Raw genomic sequence first — 17,496 nt, 5'->3', positions numbered from 1 at the left:
TATGCCGGGAAGTGAAAAAACATCCGGGACTGGACATCCCCTGAGCAATCCCTACAATCCCCGCGTTATTCTTAATCATTCAGGAAACACAATGACACCCGAACACCTGCCAACAGAACAGTACGAAGCCCAGTTGGCTGAGAAAGTCGTACGTCTGCAAGCCATGATGACGCCTTTTTCCGCGCCCGTTCCGGAGGTGTTCCGCTCACCGGTCAGCCATTACCGCATGCGCGCCGAATTCCGTATCTGGCACGACGGTGACGATCTCTACCACATTATCTTTGATCAACAGACGAAAAGCCGAATCCGTGTCGATAGCTTCCCGGCGGCAAGCGAGCTTATCAATCAGTTAATGAAAGAGCTGATGGAAGGCCTGCGCGGCAATAAGGTGCTGCGCCACAAGCTATTCCAGATTGATTACCTGACCACCATGAGCAATCAGGCCGTTGTCTCCCTGCTGTATCACAAAAAGCTGGATGACGAATGGCGTGAAGAGGCTAAGCGTCTGCGTGATGCTTTACGTGCTAAAAACCTGAATGTGCACCTTATCGGGCGCGCCACCAAAACTAAAATCGAGTTGGATCAGGACTATATCGACGAACGTCTGCCGGTCGCCGGGAAAGAGATGATTTATCGCCAGGTTGAAAACAGCTTCACACAACCTAACGCGGCGATGAATATTCAGATGCTGGAGTGGGCGCTGGGCGCGACGAAAGATTCAACAGGCGATCTGCTGGAGCTCTACTGCGGCAACGGCAATTTCTCCCTGGCACTTGCACGTAATTTTGACCGCGTTCTGGCCACAGAAATCGCCAAGCCTTCGGTTGCGGCCGCGCAATACAATATCGCAGCGAATCATATCGATAACGTGCAAATCATTCGTATGTCGGCAGAAGAGTTTACCCAGGCGATGAACGGTGTACGTGACTTCAACCGCTTGCAGGGTATCGATTTGAAAGGCTATCAGTGCGAGACGATTTTTGTCGATCCGCCGCGTAGCGGACTGGATGCCGGGACAGAAAAAATGGTGCAGGCCTATCCGCGCATTCTTTATATCTCCTGTAATCCGCAGACGCTGTGTAAGAACCTGGAAACTCTGAGCCAGACGCACCGCGTTGAACGCCTTGCGCTGTTCGATCAGTTCCCTTACACGCACCATATGGAGTGCGGCGTATTGCTCACGGCGAAGTAAAAAAAAAGCGCATCAGCTCAAGGGCCGGATGCGCTTTATTTATTTGGATTACAGTTCCGACTTACGGTTACGCATACGATAACCAATCCAGAAAACCAGGATCACGGACAATACCGCAGGCAGGAAATTAGAGCCGATAGCCGGATATTCCGCTCGTACCACGGTGCTGTAAAGTAACACGCCCAGAATAAAGCAAGCCGCTGCCAGACCCGGCAACCCGACCGGCATGGTTCGGTTTTGATAACGCTGATGCAGGCAATACACCGTGAGCACCAGTGAGATAATCGGAAAAACGGAGAAAGGCACGATCGAGCTGAAAATCGCTGCAAATGCGCCGTTAATCGATAAGCCAGCGATCAGTGCCAGCAACAACGTACCTTTATCCTGGACAGATTGTTTCATTACTTATCCTTCACTCGTCGGTTTGATGCGCCATTTTTTCTTGTTCACGGCGATACCAGTAATACGCACCTTTGGAGATCATCCTCAGTTGCAATACCAGTCGCTCTTCTAATTGCCTGCGTTGCTCAACGCCGATATCCAGAGCTTCGGCACCCGCGCTGAAAACAATAGTGACCATTGCCTCGGCCTGCGCTTCGGTGAACGCACGCGGCATATGGTTTTCGAGTTCAAGATAATCGGCAAGTTCCGCAATAAAGTGCTGGATTTCACGTGCTACCGCAGCGCGGAATGCCGCTGAGGTGCCGGAACGTTCACGTAGCAGCAGACGAAATGCGTTCGGATTGTTGCCGATAAATTCCATAAAGGTCGAAACGGACGTTCGAATAACGCTGCCGCCTTTTGCGATACGCTGTCGCGCCTGACGCATCAACTGGCGCAGCATTAAGCCGCTCTCATCGACCATAGTCAGGCCAAGCTCATCCACATCGCGGAAATGGCGATAAAAGGACGTCGGGGCGATGCCCGCTTCACGCGCAACTTCGCGCAAACTCAGGCTGGCAAAACTACGCTCAGCGCTAAGCTGGCTAAATGCCGCCTCCACCAGCGAACGCCGGGTTTTTTCTTTTTGTTGCGCTCTAACGCCCATCACGATGCTTGAATCCCTCCGCAGACCTGCTGGCACTATACCAGAGAATAAAACTAATCGGATTGTACTGGATTGTGAATGATTGTTTACGAGCTCTTTCTGCTTTGCTGCATGAAAAAAGCACAACGATAATTGGGTTATGCCGCTAACGATGTTACTATTATGTTGTTTTTATGTATAAGAACAGGTAAGCCCTCCCATGCCACATTCCTACGATTACGACGCAATAGTTATAGGCTCCGGTCCCGGCGGCGAAGGCGCTGCTATGGGGCTGGTTAAACAAGGTGCCCGGATAGCGGTGATTGAACGCTATCACAACGTGGGCGGAGGATGTACCCACTGGGGAACCATCCCCTCGAAAGCCCTTCGCCACGCGGTCAGCCGTATTATCGAATTTAACCAAAACCCTTTATATAGCGACCACACCCGCCTTCTTCGTTCCTCTTTCGCCGATATTCTCAACCATGCGGATAGCGTGATTAACCAACAAACGCAGATGAGGCAAGGCTTTTATGAGCGTAATCGCTGCGAGATCTTGCAGGGTAACGCCCATTTTATTGACCCACACACAGTTTCGCTGGAGTGTCCGGACGGCTCAGTAGAAACCCTCACCGCCGAGAAGTTCGTGATAGCCTGTGGCTCCCGCCCCTATCGCCCGGCCGATGTGGACTTCTCTCATCCGCGCATTTACGACAGCGACTCGATTCTGAATATGCACCATGAACCTCGCCACGTAATTATCTACGGTGCGGGGGTGATCGGCTGCGAATATGCTTCGATCTTCCGGGGAATGAATGTCAAAGTCGATCTGATCAACACCCGCGATCGCCTGCTGGCTTTCCTCGATCAGGAAATGTCGGACTCCCTTTCCTACCACTTCTGGAACAGTGGCGTCGTTATCCGTCATAACGAAGAGTACGAGCAGATCGAGGGAATGGATGATGGTGTGATTATGCACCTGAAATCTGGCAAAAAAGTGAAAGCAGACTGCCTGCTCTACGCGAACGGACGCACCGGTAACACCGACAGTTTACAACTGGAAAATATTGGTCTGGATGCTGATGGTCGTGGGCAGTTGAAAGTCAACAGTATGTACCAGACAGCGTTGCCGCATATTTATGCGGTGGGGGATGTGATCGGTTATCCAAGCCTTGCCTCAGCAGCGTATGATCAGGGGCGTATTGCCGCACAAGCGATGGTGAAAGGCGAAGCGACAGCGCACCTGGTTGAAGACATTCCAACCGGCATTTACACCATTCCGGAAATTAGCTCTGTGGGCAAAACCGAGCAGCAGCTAACGGCAATGAAAGTACCTTATGAAGTGGGCCGGGCACAGTTTAAGCATCTGGCGCGCGCGCAGATTGTGGGTATGAACGTTGGCACGCTGAAAATCCTGTTCCATCGCGAAACCAAAGAGATTTTAGGGATTCACTGCTTTGGGGAACGCGCGGCCGAAATCATTCATATCGGGCAGGCGATTATGGAGCAGAAAGGTGGCGGTAACACGATCGAATACTTTGTTAATACCACCTTTAACTACCCGACCATGGCGGAAGCCTATCGGGTAGCTGCGCTAAATGGCTTAAACCGCCTGTTTTAACGCACTGTCGAAATGGCCATCCATCGCACCACGGATGGCCTCTGCCAGCTGCTCGTAGCGGCTACGCAGCGGTGAACCCGGACGATAGACCAGACCAATAGTACGACGCGGCTCCGGTTTAATACAGGGCAGATACACCACACCATCCCGCACACGCTCACGCGGTACCGCCAGCGCGGGTAGCAACGTAATACCGCTGCCCGCAGCCACCATATTACGCAGTGTCTCCAGACTGGTCGCCCGGAAGTGAGTGTCTTCATCTGCCCCCGCTTCAAAGCAGAAGCCCATCGCCTGATCGCGCAGGCAGTGTCCATCTTCCAGCATCAGCAGCTTTTCACCCGCCAGATCGGACATCGGGACGCGGTCGCGATTCGCCCATGGGTGGTCCTGATAAATCGCCAGCATCATGGGCTCGTCGAAAAGCGGCACCTCAATAAAGGCTTCACTCTCTTTCACCAACGCCAGGATTGCACAATCGAGCTTGCCGCTGTCCAGTTGCGCCAGAAGCTGATGCGTCTGCGCCTCATGCAGATACATTTCCAGTTTCGGGAATGTCTGATGCAGCATAGGGATAATATGCGGAAGCAGATAGGGTCCAACGGTAGGGATTAAGCCAATATGCAGCGGGCCGGACATCGTCTCCCCCTGCTGGCTTGCCATCTCCTTGAGCACTTTGACCTCACGCAGCACGGTACGTGCCTGATCCACCAGCAGCAAACCGGCCTGAGTGAACAAGACTTTGCGGCTGGTACGCTCCAGCAGCATAACGCCAAGCTCGTCTTCCAGTTTACGAATTTGCCCGCTCAGTGTTGGCTGGCTGACGTGGCAGGAATCCGCTGCGCGGCGAAAATGGCGGTGTTCGGCTAACGCCACCAGATATTCAAGATCACGAATATTCATTATTCATCCTCCGTCGCCACGATAGTTAATGGCGATAGATAGAATAGCAACGAACGATTATCCCTATCAAGCATTCTGTTCAATAATTAACTCAAGAAACGTAGCGGGAGACATTACCCTTGATGCCACTGCAACGTTCTCTCTGAACAACTAAAGCCAACGTGAACATTTGCGGACCCCGTGGTCCGCTTTTTTTTGCGTAAAAAAGCCCGGGATAAAAGCAAAATGACAACCGAAGTTGCCATTTTTAATGTTTGCTCCCTCTCCCTGTGGACTGAGGAATCCCCACAAAAATGCGAGCACGAACGGTCCCCTCTCCCCGTGGGAGAGGGCCAGGGTGAGGGGAAAATGCGGCTCTGATGGTCATTCCGTTCACCTTATGTTCCTTGCTTTTCTGTCGCGACAGAACCCGTGAACGTGCCAGGGTGGCTCACCGCCACCACCCTGGCGACCCGGGCTCCCGGCCAGGAAAATCGCCGCTGGCGCGGTCCATGATGCTTATGTCGGCTGACTTTCGGGTCGGGGACCAGCCTGCGTCCTTGCAGGCTATCCCCTCCGCCCGCTTCCCTGCGGGCGGCCCCGGTCAGCCGCCAACGCCTCATCGATTTTCAGCCGGACCCTGTCATCGCTGTCACTGTTTTATTCTTATTACGCGGCATTATCGCTGTAAAACGTAAGATTACCAGGGATTCCTCAGCCCTCCGGGAGAGGGCCGGGGTGAGGGCAACAGCCCGCACAAATCAAACCAACCGATTTTTCGCATCCGCAATAGCCTGAGCGACCTGTTTCGGTGACACGCCGCCTTTTGCGGCGCGTTTGTCCAGGCAAGATTGCAGCGACAAAATCGGATAGACATCATCGGCAATCACCGCGCTAAACTTCTGCAAATCCGCCAGCGCCAGCTCTTCCAGCGGTTTGCCCTGACCGATAGCTTCCACAACCGCTTCGCCAACAATATGGTGCGCCTCACGGAATGGCACGCCTTTGGCAACCAGATAATCTGCCAGCTCAGTCGCGTTCGCATAACCCTGCTGTGCCGCCTCCTGGCAACGCGGACGTTTCACCTGGATGCCATCCAGCACCAGCGCCGCCATGTGCAGACAGTCAAGCCAGGTATCGAGCGCATCGAACAGCCCTTCTTTGTCTTCCTGCATATCTTTGTTATAGGCCAGCGGCAGACCTTTCAGGGTCATCATCATGCCGGTCAACGCACCCTGCACACGACCACATTTACCGCGGATCAGCTCCAGCGCATCCGGGTTTTTCTTCTGCGGCATCAGAGAAGAGCCGGAAGTAACGCGATCGGACAGTTCAACAAACCCGGCTTCACCGGTGTTGAAGAAAATCAGGTCTTCGGCGAAACGGGAGAGATGGACCATACCAATAGAGGCGTCAGAGAGCAGTTCCAGCACGTGGTCACGGTCAGAAACGGTGTCCAGGCTGTTGCGGGTCGCGGACGCAAAGCCCAGCCAGCCTGCCAACTGCTCACGATCGATTTCATAAGCGGTACCTGCGAGCGCGCCGCAGCCCAGCGGACTCACATCGAGGCGCTTAAGCGTATCCTGCAGGCGGCTTTCATCACGCGCCAGCATTTCTACATAAGCCAGGCACCAGTGGGCAAAAGTGACCGGCTGCGCACGTTGCAGGTGGGTATAACCCGGCATGACTGCATCCTGGTTATTTTCCGCGGTTTCAACCAGTGCGCTCTGCAACTGACGATTTGCGGTCAGCAGCTCAGCCACCGTGTCTTTGCACCACAGTTTGAGGTCGGTCGCGACCTGATCGTTACGGCTACGCCCGGTGTGCAGCTTTTTACCCAACTGGCCGACTTTATCGATCAGTTTACCTTCCACCCAGCTATGGATATCTTCGGCATCACTTTCGAGGATCTGCTGCGGATTCGCGCGCACTTCTTCGAGCAGGATATTCAGCGCCTCTTCCAGCTGTCGCTGCTCATCGTTGGTTAATACACCCACGGTGACCAACGCTTTGGACCAGGCCACAGAGCCAACGATATCCTGCTCCGCCAGGCGATAGTCAAAGCGCAAAGAGTCGTTGAACTGTTTGAACCGTTGATCTGCTGCCTGAGTAAAACGCCCACCCCAAAGTGCCATAACATGCTTCCTTAAATTCGTTTAGTGTTGCCTGTCTCTCACCCTCTCCACTCAGGAGAGGGTTCAGGGAAAATTTTAAGCCAGAATACGTGTGCCGATCGGTGTACCGTTAAACAGCGCCGGTAGCTGATCCGCATGCCGCCAGGAGGCGATATCCACCGGGCGATTCAGCGTACGCGCAGCATCCAGCGCCGCATTCACTTTCACAATCATGCCATCGGTGATGATGCCCTGGGCGATTAACTGCTCCGCTTTCGCCGCCGTCATCTCGGCAATACGCTGGCCTTTACCATCCAGAATACCGCTCACATCAGAGAGCAGAATCAGGTCTGCGCCCAGCGTTGACGCCAGTGCCGTCGCCGCCTGATCTGCGTTGACGTTCATCAGTTCGCCTTCATCCGTCACGCCGATAGAGCTGATCACCGGCAGGAAACCACCCTCCAGCAGCGTGTTGATCAGTTTCGGTGAACCCGGTTGCGCCAGGCCGACATGGCCCAGTTCTTCATCCAGTTTCGTCACTTTCACGCTGTCACCGTCGCCAAGATACAGGCCGACAGAGGCAATCTGATGTTTCTTCGCCCAGGCCAGCAAGGTTTTGTTCGCCGTCCCCGCCAGTGCGCCGGTGATAATGTCGATTTGATCGGCCGGGGTCACGCGCAGACCATTTTTCTTTTTCACAGGCAAGTTGAGCTGTTTCATCAGCTCATCCACCACACAGCCGCCGCCGTGGACAATCACCAGCGGGCGCTGGTGCGACTCGCGGTAATTCACCAGCGCGGTAAACAGACGCTCCAGCGCTTCTTCACTATCCAGCAGTACGCCGCCGAGTTTAATAATTAATGGATTCATCATCAGGCCTGCACTCAATTAGATAAGAGACTGGGTTTCAGCGTAGCCGAAACGAATATTGGCACACTGCACTGCTTGCGCAGCTGCGCCTTTTAATAAATTATCTTCGGTGGCCACGACAATCAGGTGTTGGTCCTTCACGGCAAAACCAATATCGCAGAACGGCAGGCCAACCACATTTTTCAGCGCCGGAACGCCTTTATCGTACAGGCGCACCAGCGGTTTATCGCCATAGGCCTGTTGGAAAATCTCCGCGATCTGCGCCTGTGTTACGCCAGGGTTCAGACGGCAGGTAATGGTTTCCAGAATGCCGCGCGGGAAATTGCCCAGATGCGGGGTAAAAATAACCTCAGCGCCCAGATGGGTAGTGATTTCCGGGTGATGGCGATGATTAAACACGCCATACGGCTGCAGGCTGACTTCACAGAAACTGTTCGAGATAGCAGCTTTACGCCCTGCGCCACTCACGCCGCTGGTCGCATTAATTACCGGCCACTGGTTGAGATCCAGCACACCCGCATCAATCAGCGGTTTAAGGGAGAGTTGCGCTGCCGTTGGGTAGCAGCCCGGCACGGCTATCAGATTCGCCTCTTTCAGCGCATCCGCACTCCACTCCGCCAGGCCATACACTGCCTGCGCGAGCAGGTCCGGATGCTGATGGGTGAAGCCATAGAATTTTTCATAGAACGCGGGATCGTTAACACGAAACGCACCAGACAGGTCGAAAACCACGCAGCCCGCTGCAAGGAATTGCGGCGCCAGGTCGTGGCTCACTTCATGCGCCGTCGCCAGAAACACGACATCCACACCTTGTGTGAACTCACTGATATCCGACATCGGCTGCAACGGCAGGTCGACAATGCCTTTCAACTGCGGATGTAAATCAGAGACCAATTTTCCTGCATCATTACTTTGCGCTGAAACCGTCAAAGCGGTTATGTTCATATGAGGATGGCGATTTACATAGGTCACTAGCTCTGCGCCGGCGTAACCGCTGGCACCCACAATTAATGTGTTCAACATCGGGGCAGTCTACCTTCTTAGTACGTCATGTTTGCCAGGGAGTGATTCGGCATCAATCCCACGTCGCGCTGTAAAGGCGCCGGATGGGTTCCTTTACGCTCAGCATTAATGTATTTTTATTCACTATTAATGCATGAATATTGATACTATCACGAACTCAGGTATGTCAACAATGAAAATGAATTTGCCACCATTTATCGAGATTTACCGCGCCCTGATTGGCACTCCGTCTATCAGCGCAACGGAAGAAGCCCTTGATCAAAGCAATGCTTCTTTAATCAATCTGCTTGCTGGATGGTTTGGCGACCTCGGGTTCAAGGTTGAAGTGCAACCCGTCCCCGGCACACGCAACAAGTTTAATCTATTAGCCAGCATCGGTGAGGGTGCTGGCGGCCTTCTGTTGACCGGCCATACCGATACCGTTCCCTTTGATGATGGTCGCTGGACGCGCGATCCGTTCACCCTGACCGAGCATGATAATAAGCTCTACGGCCTGGGTACTGCCGACATGAAAGGCTTCTTCGCCTTCATTCTTGATGCGCTGCGTGATGTTGATGTGACGAAACTGAAAAAGCCGCTCTACATTCTGGCGACTGCCGATGAAGAGACCAGCATGGCAGGCGCGCGTTACTTTGCCGAAAATACACAGTTGCGGCCGGATTGCGCCATCATCGGCGAGCCGACCTCTCTGCAACCAGTCCGCGCGCATAAAGGCCATATCTCCAGCGCCATTCGCGTACTGGGGCAATCGGGCCACTCAAGCGATCCCGCACGCGGGGTGAACGCCATTGAATTGATGCATGATGCCATCGGCCATATTCTGCAACTGCGCGACAATTTGAAAGAGCGTTTCCACTACGATGCGTTCACCGTGCCCTATCCAACACTGAACCTAGGCAGCATCCACGGCGGTGACGCCTCCAACCGTATTTGCGCCTGCTGTGAATTGCATATGGACATCCGCCCGCTTCCGGGTATGACTCTCGACGATCTGAACGGCCTGCTCAATGACGCGCTCGAACCAGTAAGCAGCCGCTGGCCAGGTCGCCTGACGGTTTCTGAACTTCATCCGCCGATCCCGGGTTACGAATGCCCGCAGGACCATCGACTGGTCGATGTGGTCGAAAAACTGTTGGGTGTAGAAACAGAAGTGGTGAACTACTGCACCGAAGCGCCGTTTATCCAGACGCTGTGCCCGACGTTGGTGTTGGGGCCAGGATCAATCAATCAGGCTCATCAGCCCGATGAATATCTTGAGACCCGCTTTATTAAACCCACCCGTGAGTTAATCACACAGGTGGTTCATCACTTCTGCTGGCATTGATTTGTCACCACCTCACTCCGATTAACCACATTCGGAGTGAGGATAAAATAGAGTGACGTTGTTCACAATTCCATAAGCAACGCTTATTAGCCGGGAAGCGAATTAAATTTCGTAAATTCACGCCATTTATTCGTTTGCTGAACCGATTTCGCCGCAATTGACGTCGTGGGTTTTACGTGGCTTTATAAAAGGCGGTGTCTGATATCTATCCGTTTCACGTTGCAGGACGGTGGATATAACAAAATAAAATGAGATGGGGTGTCTGGGTTAACATGAACGAACAATATTCCGCTTTGCGTAGTAATGTCAGTATGCTCGGCAAGCTGCTGGGGGATACCATCAAGGATGCGTTGGGAGAGAACATTCTTGATAAGGTCGAAACAATCCGTAAGCTGTCCAAATCTTCACGTGCTGGTAATGAAGCGAGTCGTCAGGAGCTGCTCAATACGCTGCAGAACCTGTCCAATGATGAACTGCTGCCGGTTGCCCGCGCATTCAGCCAGTTTCTGAACCTTGCCAACACCGCTGAGCAATACCACAGCATTTCGCCAAAAGGCGAAGCTGCAAGCAACCCGGAAGTGATTGCTCGTACTCTGCGTAAACTGAAAGACCAACCCGATCTCAACGAAGCGACCATCAAGCAAGCCGTCGAATCGCTGTCGCTGGAGCTGGTGCTGACCGCCCACCCGACAGAGATCACCCGCCGTACGCTGATCCATAAAATGGTGGAAGTGAACAACTGCTTAAAGCAGTTGGATAATACCGATATCGCCGATTATGAGCGCCATCAACTGATGCGCCGCCTGCGCCAGCTTATTGCGCAGTCCTGGCATACCGATGAAATCCGTAAACACCGTCCCAGCCCGGTCGACGAAGCCAAATGGGGCTTTGCGGTGGTGGAAAACAGCCTGTGGGAAGGTGTGCCTAACTATCTTCGCGAGCTCAATGAACAGCTTGAAGAGAATCTGAATTACAAGTTACCGGTCGATTTCGTACCGGTACGCTTTACCTCCTGGATGGGCGGCGACCGCGACGGCAACCCGAACGTCACCGCAGACATTACCCGTCACGTCCTGTTGCTGAGCCGCTGGAAGGCGACCGACCTGTTCCTGAAAGATATTCAGTTGCTGATCTCTGAGCTCTCGATGGTCGAATGTACCGACGAGCTTCGCGAGTTGGCCGGTGCCGAAGGCGCGCAGGAACCGTATCGTTACCTGATGAAAAAACTGCGCGGCCAGTTGATGGCAACGCAGGCCTGGCTGGAAGCGCGCCTGAAAGGCCAACGACTGCCGAAACCAGAAGGTCTGCTGAGCCAGAACGAACAGCTATGGGAACCGCTGTACGCCTGTTACAAATCGCTGCAGGCATGCGGCATGGGCATCATCGCTAATGGCGAACTGCTTGATACTCTGCGCCGCGTGAAATGTTTTGGCGTGCCGCTGGTGCGTATTGATGTTCGTCAGGAGAGCACCCGCCACACTGAAGCGCTGGGCGAGCTGACCCGTTACCTGGGTATCGGCGATTATGAAAGCTGGTCCGAAGCCGATAAACAGGCTTTCCTGATCCGCGAACTGAACTCCAAGCGTCCTCTGCTACCGCGTAACTGGGAGCCGAGCAATGAAACCCTTGAGGTTCTCCGGACCTGCAAAGCGATCGTTGATGCCCCGAAAGGATCGGTAGCCGCCTACGTGATCTCCATGGCGAAGACCCCATCCGACGTGCTGGGTGTTCACCTGCTGCTGAAAGAAGCCGGTATCGACTATGCCCTGCCGGTTGCGCCGCTGTTTGAAACCCTTGACGACCTGAACAATGCCAACGACGTGATGACCCAGTTGCTGAACATCGACTGGTATCGCGGCTTTATTCAGGGCAAACAGATGGTCATGATTGGCTATTCCGACTCCGCAAAAGACGCGGGCGTGATGGCCGCCTCCTGGGCGCAATATCAGGCACAGGATGCGCTTATCAAAACCTGCGAGAAAGCGGGCATTGAACTGACGCTGTTCCACGGCCGTGGCGGCTCGATTGGTCGTGGCGGCGCCCCGGCCCATGCGGCACTGCTTTCACAACCGCCGGGAAGCCTGAAAGGCGGCCTGCGTGTGACCGAACAGGGCGAGATGATCCGCTTCAAATACGGTCTGCCGGAAGTGACCATCAGCAGCCTGTCACTGTACACCAGCGCCATTCTGGAAGCCAACCTGCTGCCGCCGCCGGAGCCAAAAGCGTCCTGGTGTCATATCATGGACGAGCTGTCAGATATCTCCTGCGATCTGTATCGTGGCTACGTGCGTGAAAACAAAGACTTCGTGCCGTACTTCCGCTCTGCAACGCCAGAGCAGGAACTGGGCAAACTGCCGCTCGGTTCACGTCCGGCCAAGCGCCGTCCGACCGGCGGCGTAGAATCATTGCGTGCCATTCCGTGGATTTTCGCCTGGACGCAAAACCGCCTCATGTTACCAGCCTGGCTGGGTGCGGGCGCGGCACTGCAAAAAGTGGTAGAAGACGGCAAACAGAGCGAGCTGGAAGCCATGTGTCGCGACTGGCCATTCTTCTCAACCCGTCTTGGTATGCTGGAGATGGTTTTCTCCAAAGCGGATCTGTGGCTGGCGGAATACTACGACCAGCGTCTGGTGAAACCAGAACTGTGGGCACTGGGCAGCGAGCTGCGTAAACTGCTCGAAGCCGATATCAACGTGGTTCTGGCGATCGCCAACGACTCCCATTTGATGGCCGACCTGCCATGGATTGCCGAGTCTATTCAGCTTCGTAATATTTACACCGACCCGCTGAACGTGCTGCAGGCTGAGTTGCTGCATCGTTCCCGTAAAGCGGAAGAGGAAGGGAAAGAGCCGGATCGCCGCGTAGAGCAGGCGCTGATGGTCACCATCGCAGGCGTAGCGGCAGGTATGCGTAATACCGGCTAACCCTCACAGCCTGGCGTAAAAGGTCACACATTGTGTGGCCTTTTTTTATGCCGCCAGTTAAGGTTGAGCGGTTCGCGCGCACGGAAAAGGAAACCATGAATTACGACGTCAGCCATCTGCTTACCTGCCTGATTAGCGGCCAGACACCTCTGCGGCACATCTGTTTTGCTACCGCTACAGGTCCTGCGCCCGCCTCAGCGTTACAGGTGGATTTCCCGCGTCTGGAAATTGTGCTGGAAGGAACGCTGACAGATATGGGCATCAATGGAGAGACGTCATTGATGAGCGAACAGGATGTGCTTTACATCCCCGCTGGCGGCTGGAACGCCCCGCAATGGCAGAAGCCTGTCACTATGCTGAGCGTGCTGTTCGGTAAGCAACAACTCGGTTTCAGCGTCACTCACTGGGATGGCGCTGAGTTACATAACCTGGCCAAACAACATGTCGCGCGCCGGGGACCTCGTATTGGTTCATTCCTTCTGCAAACCTTGCACGAGATGCAAATGCAGCCGAAAGAACAGCAAACCGCTCGCCTTATCGTCGCCAGCCTGCTGAGCCACTGCGCCGACCTGCTGGGCAGTCAGATTCAAACGGCCTCGCGTAGCCAGGCACTTTTCGAAGCCATTCGCGACTATATCGACGAAAATTACGCCATGCCGTTAACCCGTGAGTCGGTGGCGCAGGCGTTTTATATTTCGCCGAATTACCTCTCACACCTGTTTCAGAAAACGGGAGCCATCGGCTTTAATGAATACCTGAACCATACGCGGCTGGAACACGCCAAAACGTTGCTGAAGGGTTACGATCTGAAGGTCAAAGAGGTGGCTCACACCTGTGGGTTTGTCGATAGCAACTACTTCTGCCGCCTGTTTCGAAAAAATACGGAACGTTCGCCGTCAGAGTATCGTCGGCAGTATCACAGCCAGTTGACGGAAAAGAAAACTACTCCAGAATAAGATGGGTATGCTGCGGCGCTGAAAGAAGTTTACGCACCGCGCTCATCACCCGCTGAGGTTCCCGCAAAAAAGCGCTAATGCCCGACTGGACGTAGCGGCTTTGGGTAAATCGTTCCACGCCCGCCAGCTCGATATCGGTGATCAGCAATACCGCGTCGGCGCGGCTGATATCCTCTTCCGTCAGGCGATTTTCGGTCCCCAGCGCTCCCTGGGTTTCAATTTTGATACTCCATTTCTCCTGCTGGCAGAGTTTTTCCAGCCGTTCGGCAGCCATATAGGTATGCGCCACGCCGCTCACGCAAGCGGTCACTGCCACCAGATGTCGTACAGGTGCGACTGCCATGTTAACCCCCTATGGTTACCTGGAATCCGGCGCATTCCGCTATTTCACGCAATACCGTCACCTCTTGCGCCGACGGGGCGGGTACATCTTTCATCAACCACTGCTGCCCCAGCAGGCGATATTTCGGTTCGCCATACTGATGAAACGGTAGCAGGTGTACCTGCTTTATGCCTAATGATGTCAACAATGTCAGCGCGCGCTGTAAGTTCTCTGTGCTGAGGGTAAAGCCCGGAATCAACGGCAGCCGGGGGATCACATAGATCCCTTCACTAACTAATAGCCGTAAATTCTCCAGCACACGCGGCAGATTCATATTGACCACCTCGCGCGCCTGAACGACATCCATTACTTTGAGATCGAACAATACCTCATCGCACGCCTTTGCCAGCGGCAACAGGCGACTGGCCGGGGCATCACCTGCGGTTTCAATGGCGCACTGAATCCCCAGCCGCCTCATGCGCTGTAAAAAACGGGTGGCGAAAGGTGCCTGCATCAGCACTTCACCGCCGGAGAGCGTCACCCCGCCGCCAGAGGTGCGAAAGAAGATATCATCCTTCAGCACCTCACGTTCCAGCTCATCCAGCGTGATATCGCGGCCAATACGCTCAAACGCGCCGGAAGGACATTCGTCGGCATCGCGCAGACAGGGTGCACAGTGCAGACATTTACTTTCCCGCCGCACCGTTTCAATACGCCCAGAGATAGACTCAGGATTGGCGCACCACGGACAGATATGCGGACAGCCTTTAAAAAAGACCACCGTGCGAATACCCTGTCCGTCATTCAGCGAATAACGCTGAATGTTGAAGATGCGTGCAACCTTATCGCTGTGCGGTTCCACGACCTCACAACTGATGCGCGGTGCGGCGAATGATGTCATCCTGAATCTCCTTCGACAGCTCGACAAAGAAGGCGCTGTAGCCCGCCACGCGCACCACCAGTCCGGCGAAATCCTGCGGACGCTGCTGCGCTTCGCGCAACGTTTCGGCATTCACCACGTTAAACTGGATGTGTTGCAGCTTGAGTTGGGTAAACGCGCGCAGGAAATCCGCCAGCTTACGTAAGCCCGCCTCCCCTTCAAGAGTCGCAGGGGTAAACTTCACGTTCAGCAAGGTGCCGTTCGACAGCAGCGTGTTATCCAGTTTACTCACCGATTTCAGTACCGCCGTCGGCCCCTGCATATCCTGGCCCAGCATCGGCGACAGACCGCCATCCGCCAGCTGTTCCCCGGCGAAACGACCGTCCGGCGTCGCCCCCACTACCGAACCCAGCGGCACGTGCGCGGAGACGGTGTAAGAACCCGGCGTAAATTGCCCGCCGCGCGGATTCTGGTATTTCTCCACCTCTTTGCAGTAATGACGCAGCAGTTCAGCGCTGATGTTATCCACATCATCGATATCGTTACCGTATTTTTCGAAGCGGTTGATCAGCCTGGCGCGAACCTTTTCGCCTTCCGGGGTGGCGAAGTTGCCTTTTAATACCGACAGCAACGCGTCAAAACTTAAGCGCTGCTGCTCAAACACTAACCCATTCAGCGCATGCAGGGAGTCGCTCAGGTTGGCGATGCCAATGCCCTGCACGCCGGAGAAATTATAGCGCGCGCCACCATCGGTAATATCACGTCCCTTGTCCAGACAGTCGCTGATAAACGAAGAGAGCAGCGGCACCGGCGCCCAGTCGCGATGACCGATATCGCAAATATTGCTGCCCTCCACCATCAGCGTGATGTAGTGGCTGATTTTGGCGCGAATATGCGCCAGCAGTTCTTCATACGTCAGCGCGCTGTTGCCTTCGTTTTCGTAGAGGCTGATTTCCATCACTTTCAACAGGTTGAACATAGCGATGTCGTGCAGGCCGTAGGTTCTGCCGGGAATCGACAGCTCCACGCAGCCCACCACCGCGTAATCACGCGCATCTTCCAGCGAAACGCCACGGTTCAGAAACGCAGGCACCACCACTTCATCATTAAAGATCTGCGGGATACCGGTGCCAAGGCGAATAGTCTCCGCCGTCTTCATCAGGAAGGGCGTATCAATCAGCGCGTTGGTGCGCACGCCAAGGTTCGGCTGCGGCAACTGTACGCTCTGATAAGCATCAAGGCAGAGGAACGACAGCACGTTCACCGCGCTGCGTCCGTTCTCCGTCAGCCCGCCGAGCAGCGCGGTATACCCTGTCGGGAATCCGGCGAAATAGCGTGCGCTGCTGGTGGAACGCAGCAACACAATGTCGTTGCATTTCACCCACAGCGATTCAAGGATCTCTTTTAAGAATGCCGGATCTTCGCCCTGGGTCAGCGAGGCCTGGTAAAACGGCAGCATATACTGGTCAAAACGTCCCAGCGAAAGCGAGCTGGCGTTGGATTCATATTGCAAAATAATATTCATGTACCAGAACAGTTGGCACGCCTGCCAGAAGGTCTGCGGCTTGTGCTGCATGTTATGACGGGAGTTAGCGGCAATGGTCAGCAGTTCCTGACGGCGCTGCGCATCCGGGCAACTTTCCGCCATTTTCTCCGCCAGCAGAGCGTAACGCAGAATGTGCCGCTGCGATGCTTCAAGCAGTAATAGCGCGGCCTGATAAAAATGGTTATCCGGTTGCTGTTGGCAGTGCTGGCGCATCTGCGCCGCCAGCTCGCCCAGCCCGTGGTTCAGCAGGCGCGGGTAATCAATAATGATATGCCCCTGCCCTTTATCCGTCTGGTTAACGCTAAAAATCTGGGTGCTGACGGCGGCCTTCACCTCTTCGGTCATCTGCCCGTTGATGAAATCTTTCATCGACCGTTTTTCCCAGTACGGGAACAGCACGTCGCGATAGAGGCGTTTATCCTCTTCACTGATATCAAAGCGATCCTGCGGACGCGTCGGGAACTGATCCAGCTCTTTAAGCAGCCAGTAAGGATCCATCTCCGGCGACATAATACCCGCACGCGGCTTAACGGTACGGTTTCCGGCAATCAGCTCCTCATCACGAATCGAAATTTCAACATGCTCAAGGATATACGCGGTCGCTTTCGCCCGACGCAGAATAACTGGCTCCCCCTCCGTCTGCTGGTGGCTGGCGGTGTAGAGCAGCGCGCGCTCAAGCGAAATTTCACGGTTGTGTTGAAACAGAGCGGCTTTGAGACGTTGAATACGATTGGTCATGAGAAACTCCTGTGGACAAGCTTGCTGCCGGATGGCGGCGTGAACGCCTTATCCGGCCTACGGGTAGGCCGATCGCCATC

Annotated in this window: 15 protein-coding genes; 5 read left to right on the top strand and 10 right to left on the bottom strand. The window is 54.5% G+C overall.

The genetic code is table 11. The features are described 5' to 3' along the window. Positions 1-91 precede the first annotated feature (91 nt). Positions 92-1,192 (top strand): tRNA (uridine(54)-C5)-methyltransferase TrmA, encoded by a 1,101-nt coding sequence (gene trmA, locus IP582_RS00685; protein ID WP_193794818.1) that lies wholly within the window; start codon positions 92-94, stop codon positions 1,190-1,192. 48 nt (positions 1,193-1,240) lie between these two features. On the opposite strand, the gene IP582_RS00680 is transcribed toward trmA, so the two are convergent. Then, positions 1,241-1,594, bottom strand: a complete 354-nt coding sequence (locus IP582_RS00680) for a YijD family membrane protein (protein WP_039077268.1) — start codon at positions 1,592-1,594, stop codon at positions 1,241-1,243. A 10-nt stretch (positions 1,595-1,604) separates the two neighbouring features. Then, complete coding sequence (gene fabR / locus IP582_RS00675; protein ID WP_039077269.1) at positions 1,605-2,243, bottom strand: HTH-type transcriptional repressor FabR; 639 nt, start codon at positions 2,241-2,243, stop codon at positions 1,605-1,607. A gap of 196 nt (positions 2,244-2,439) precedes the next feature. Here fabR and sthA point away from each other — a divergent pair, with 196 nt between their 5' ends. Next, positions 2,440-3,840, top strand: coding sequence for a Si-specific NAD(P)(+) transhydrogenase (sthA, locus tag IP582_RS00670; RefSeq protein ID WP_039077270.1), 1,401 nt, complete (start codon positions 2,440-2,442; stop codon positions 3,838-3,840). On the opposite strand, the gene oxyR is transcribed toward sthA, so the two are convergent. The 5 genes from oxyR to argC form a co-directional block, all read right to left on the bottom strand. Then, on the bottom strand, positions 3,823-4,740 hold the full coding sequence (gene oxyR / locus IP582_RS00665) for a DNA-binding transcriptional regulator OxyR (protein WP_039077271.1): 918 nt from the start codon (positions 4,738-4,740) through the stop codon (positions 3,823-3,825). The two genes, sthA and oxyR, sit on opposite strands and share 18 nt — an antisense overlap. A gap of 377 nt (positions 4,741-5,117) precedes the next feature. Next, positions 5,118-5,342: a hypothetical protein gene (locus IP582_RS00660; protein WP_193794817.1), complete on the bottom strand. Its 225-nt coding sequence runs from the start codon at positions 5,340-5,342 to the stop codon at positions 5,118-5,120. 138 nt (positions 5,343-5,480) lie between these two features. After that, positions 5,481-6,854 (bottom strand): argininosuccinate lyase, encoded by a 1,374-nt coding sequence (gene argH, locus IP582_RS00655; RefSeq protein WP_039077272.1) that lies wholly within the window; start codon positions 6,852-6,854, stop codon positions 5,481-5,483. A 75-nt stretch (positions 6,855-6,929) separates the two neighbouring features. Beyond that, on the bottom strand, positions 6,930-7,706 hold the full coding sequence (gene argB, locus IP582_RS00650; RefSeq protein ID WP_103245116.1) for an acetylglutamate kinase: 777 nt from the start codon (positions 7,704-7,706) through the stop codon (positions 6,930-6,932). Positions 7,707-7,721: 15 nt separating this feature from the next. Further along, entirely contained in the window at positions 7,722-8,726 is a 1,005-nt protein-coding gene (argC, locus tag IP582_RS00645; protein ID WP_039077274.1) for an N-acetyl-gamma-glutamyl-phosphate reductase, read from the bottom strand. 172 nt (positions 8,727-8,898) lie between these two features. On the opposite strand from argC, the gene argE reads away from it, so the two are divergent. From argE to IP582_RS00630, 3 genes are all read left to right on the top strand, one after another. Continuing rightward, positions 8,899-10,050 carry an acetylornithine deacetylase gene (gene argE, locus IP582_RS00640; RefSeq protein ID WP_193794816.1) on the top strand — a complete coding sequence of 384 codons (1,152 nt, stop codon included), beginning with the start codon at positions 8,899-8,901 and terminating at the stop codon, positions 10,048-10,050. 272 nt (positions 10,051-10,322) lie between these two features. Continuing rightward, entirely contained in the window at positions 10,323-12,974 is a 2,652-nt protein-coding gene (gene ppc, locus IP582_RS00635) for a phosphoenolpyruvate carboxylase (RefSeq protein ID WP_193794815.1), read from the top strand. 95 nt (positions 12,975-13,069) lie between these two features. After that, on the top strand, positions 13,070-13,930 hold the full coding sequence (locus IP582_RS00630) for an AraC family transcriptional regulator (protein WP_193794814.1): 861 nt from the start codon (positions 13,070-13,072) through the stop codon (positions 13,928-13,930). Here IP582_RS00630 and IP582_RS00625 read toward each other — a convergent pair. The 3 genes from IP582_RS00625 to IP582_RS00615 are packed head-to-tail and all read right to left on the bottom strand — an operon-like array spanning position 13,917 to position 17,416. Continuing rightward, positions 13,917-14,273 (bottom strand): PTS fructose-like transporter subunit IIB, encoded by a 357-nt coding sequence (locus tag IP582_RS00625; RefSeq protein ID WP_193794813.1) that lies wholly within the window; start codon positions 14,271-14,273, stop codon positions 13,917-13,919. The genes IP582_RS00630 and IP582_RS00625 overlap by 14 nt on opposite strands. A 1-nt stretch (position 14,274) precedes the next feature. Beyond that, positions 14,275-15,153, bottom strand: a complete 879-nt coding sequence (locus IP582_RS00620; RefSeq protein ID WP_193794812.1) for a [formate-C-acetyltransferase]-activating enzyme — start codon at positions 15,151-15,153, stop codon at positions 14,275-14,277. Continuing rightward, entirely contained in the window at positions 15,119-17,416 is a 2,298-nt protein-coding gene (locus IP582_RS00615) for a formate C-acetyltransferase (protein ID WP_193794811.1), read from the bottom strand. The genes IP582_RS00620 and IP582_RS00615 overlap by 35 nt, the downstream gene beginning before the upstream one ends. Positions 17,417-17,496: the final 80 nt, after the last annotated feature.

This window comes from Citrobacter sp. BDA59-3, from assembly GCF_015167655.1.
GTDB lineage: Bacteria > Pseudomonadota > Gammaproteobacteria > Enterobacterales > Enterobacteriaceae > Phytobacter > Phytobacter diazotrophicus.
The sequence above is the reverse complement of the archived record's forward strand: the minus strand, read 5'-3'. Positions and strand labels throughout refer to the sequence as shown.

Bases quoted from the DNA above. Each gene is read 5' to 3' on its own strand.
- trmA (WP_193794818.1), top strand. From the start codon at position 92: ATGACACCCGAACACCTGCCAACAGAACAGTACGAAGCCCAGTTGGCT.
- IP582_RS00680 (WP_039077268.1), bottom strand. From the start codon at position 1,594: ATGAAACAATCTGTCCAGGATAAAGGTACGTTGTTGCTGGCACTGATC.
- sthA (WP_039077270.1), top strand. From the start codon at position 2,440: ATGCCACATTCCTACGATTACGACGCAATAGTTATAGGCTCCGGTCCC.
- oxyR (WP_039077271.1), bottom strand. From the start codon at position 4,740: ATGAATATTCGTGATCTTGAATATCTGGTGGCGTTAGCCGAACACCGC.
- IP582_RS00660 (WP_193794817.1), bottom strand. From the start codon at position 5,342: ATGAGGCGTTGGCGGCTGACCGGGGCCGCCCGCAGGGAAGCGGGCGGA.
- argH (WP_039077272.1), bottom strand. From the start codon at position 6,854: ATGGCACTTTGGGGTGGGCGTTTTACTCAGGCAGCAGATCAACGGTTC.
- argB (WP_103245116.1), bottom strand. From the start codon at position 7,706: ATGATGAATCCATTAATTATTAAACTCGGCGGCGTACTGCTGGATAGT.
- argC (WP_039077274.1), bottom strand. From the start codon at position 8,726: ATGTTGAACACATTAATTGTGGGTGCCAGCGGTTACGCCGGCGCAGAG.
- argE (WP_193794816.1), top strand. From the start codon at position 8,899: ATGAAAATGAATTTGCCACCATTTATCGAGATTTACCGCGCCCTGATT.
- ppc (WP_193794815.1), top strand. From the start codon at position 10,323: ATGAACGAACAATATTCCGCTTTGCGTAGTAATGTCAGTATGCTCGGC.
- IP582_RS00630 (WP_193794814.1), top strand. From the start codon at position 13,070: ATGAATTACGACGTCAGCCATCTGCTTACCTGCCTGATTAGCGGCCAG.
- IP582_RS00625 (WP_193794813.1), bottom strand. From the start codon at position 14,273: ATGGCAGTCGCACCTGTACGACATCTGGTGGCAGTGACCGCTTGCGTG.
- IP582_RS00620 (WP_193794812.1), bottom strand. From the start codon at position 15,153: ATGACATCATTCGCCGCACCGCGCATCAGTTGTGAGGTCGTGGAACCG.
- IP582_RS00615 (WP_193794811.1), bottom strand. From the start codon at position 17,416: ATGACCAATCGTATTCAACGTCTCAAAGCCGCTCTGTTTCAACACAAC.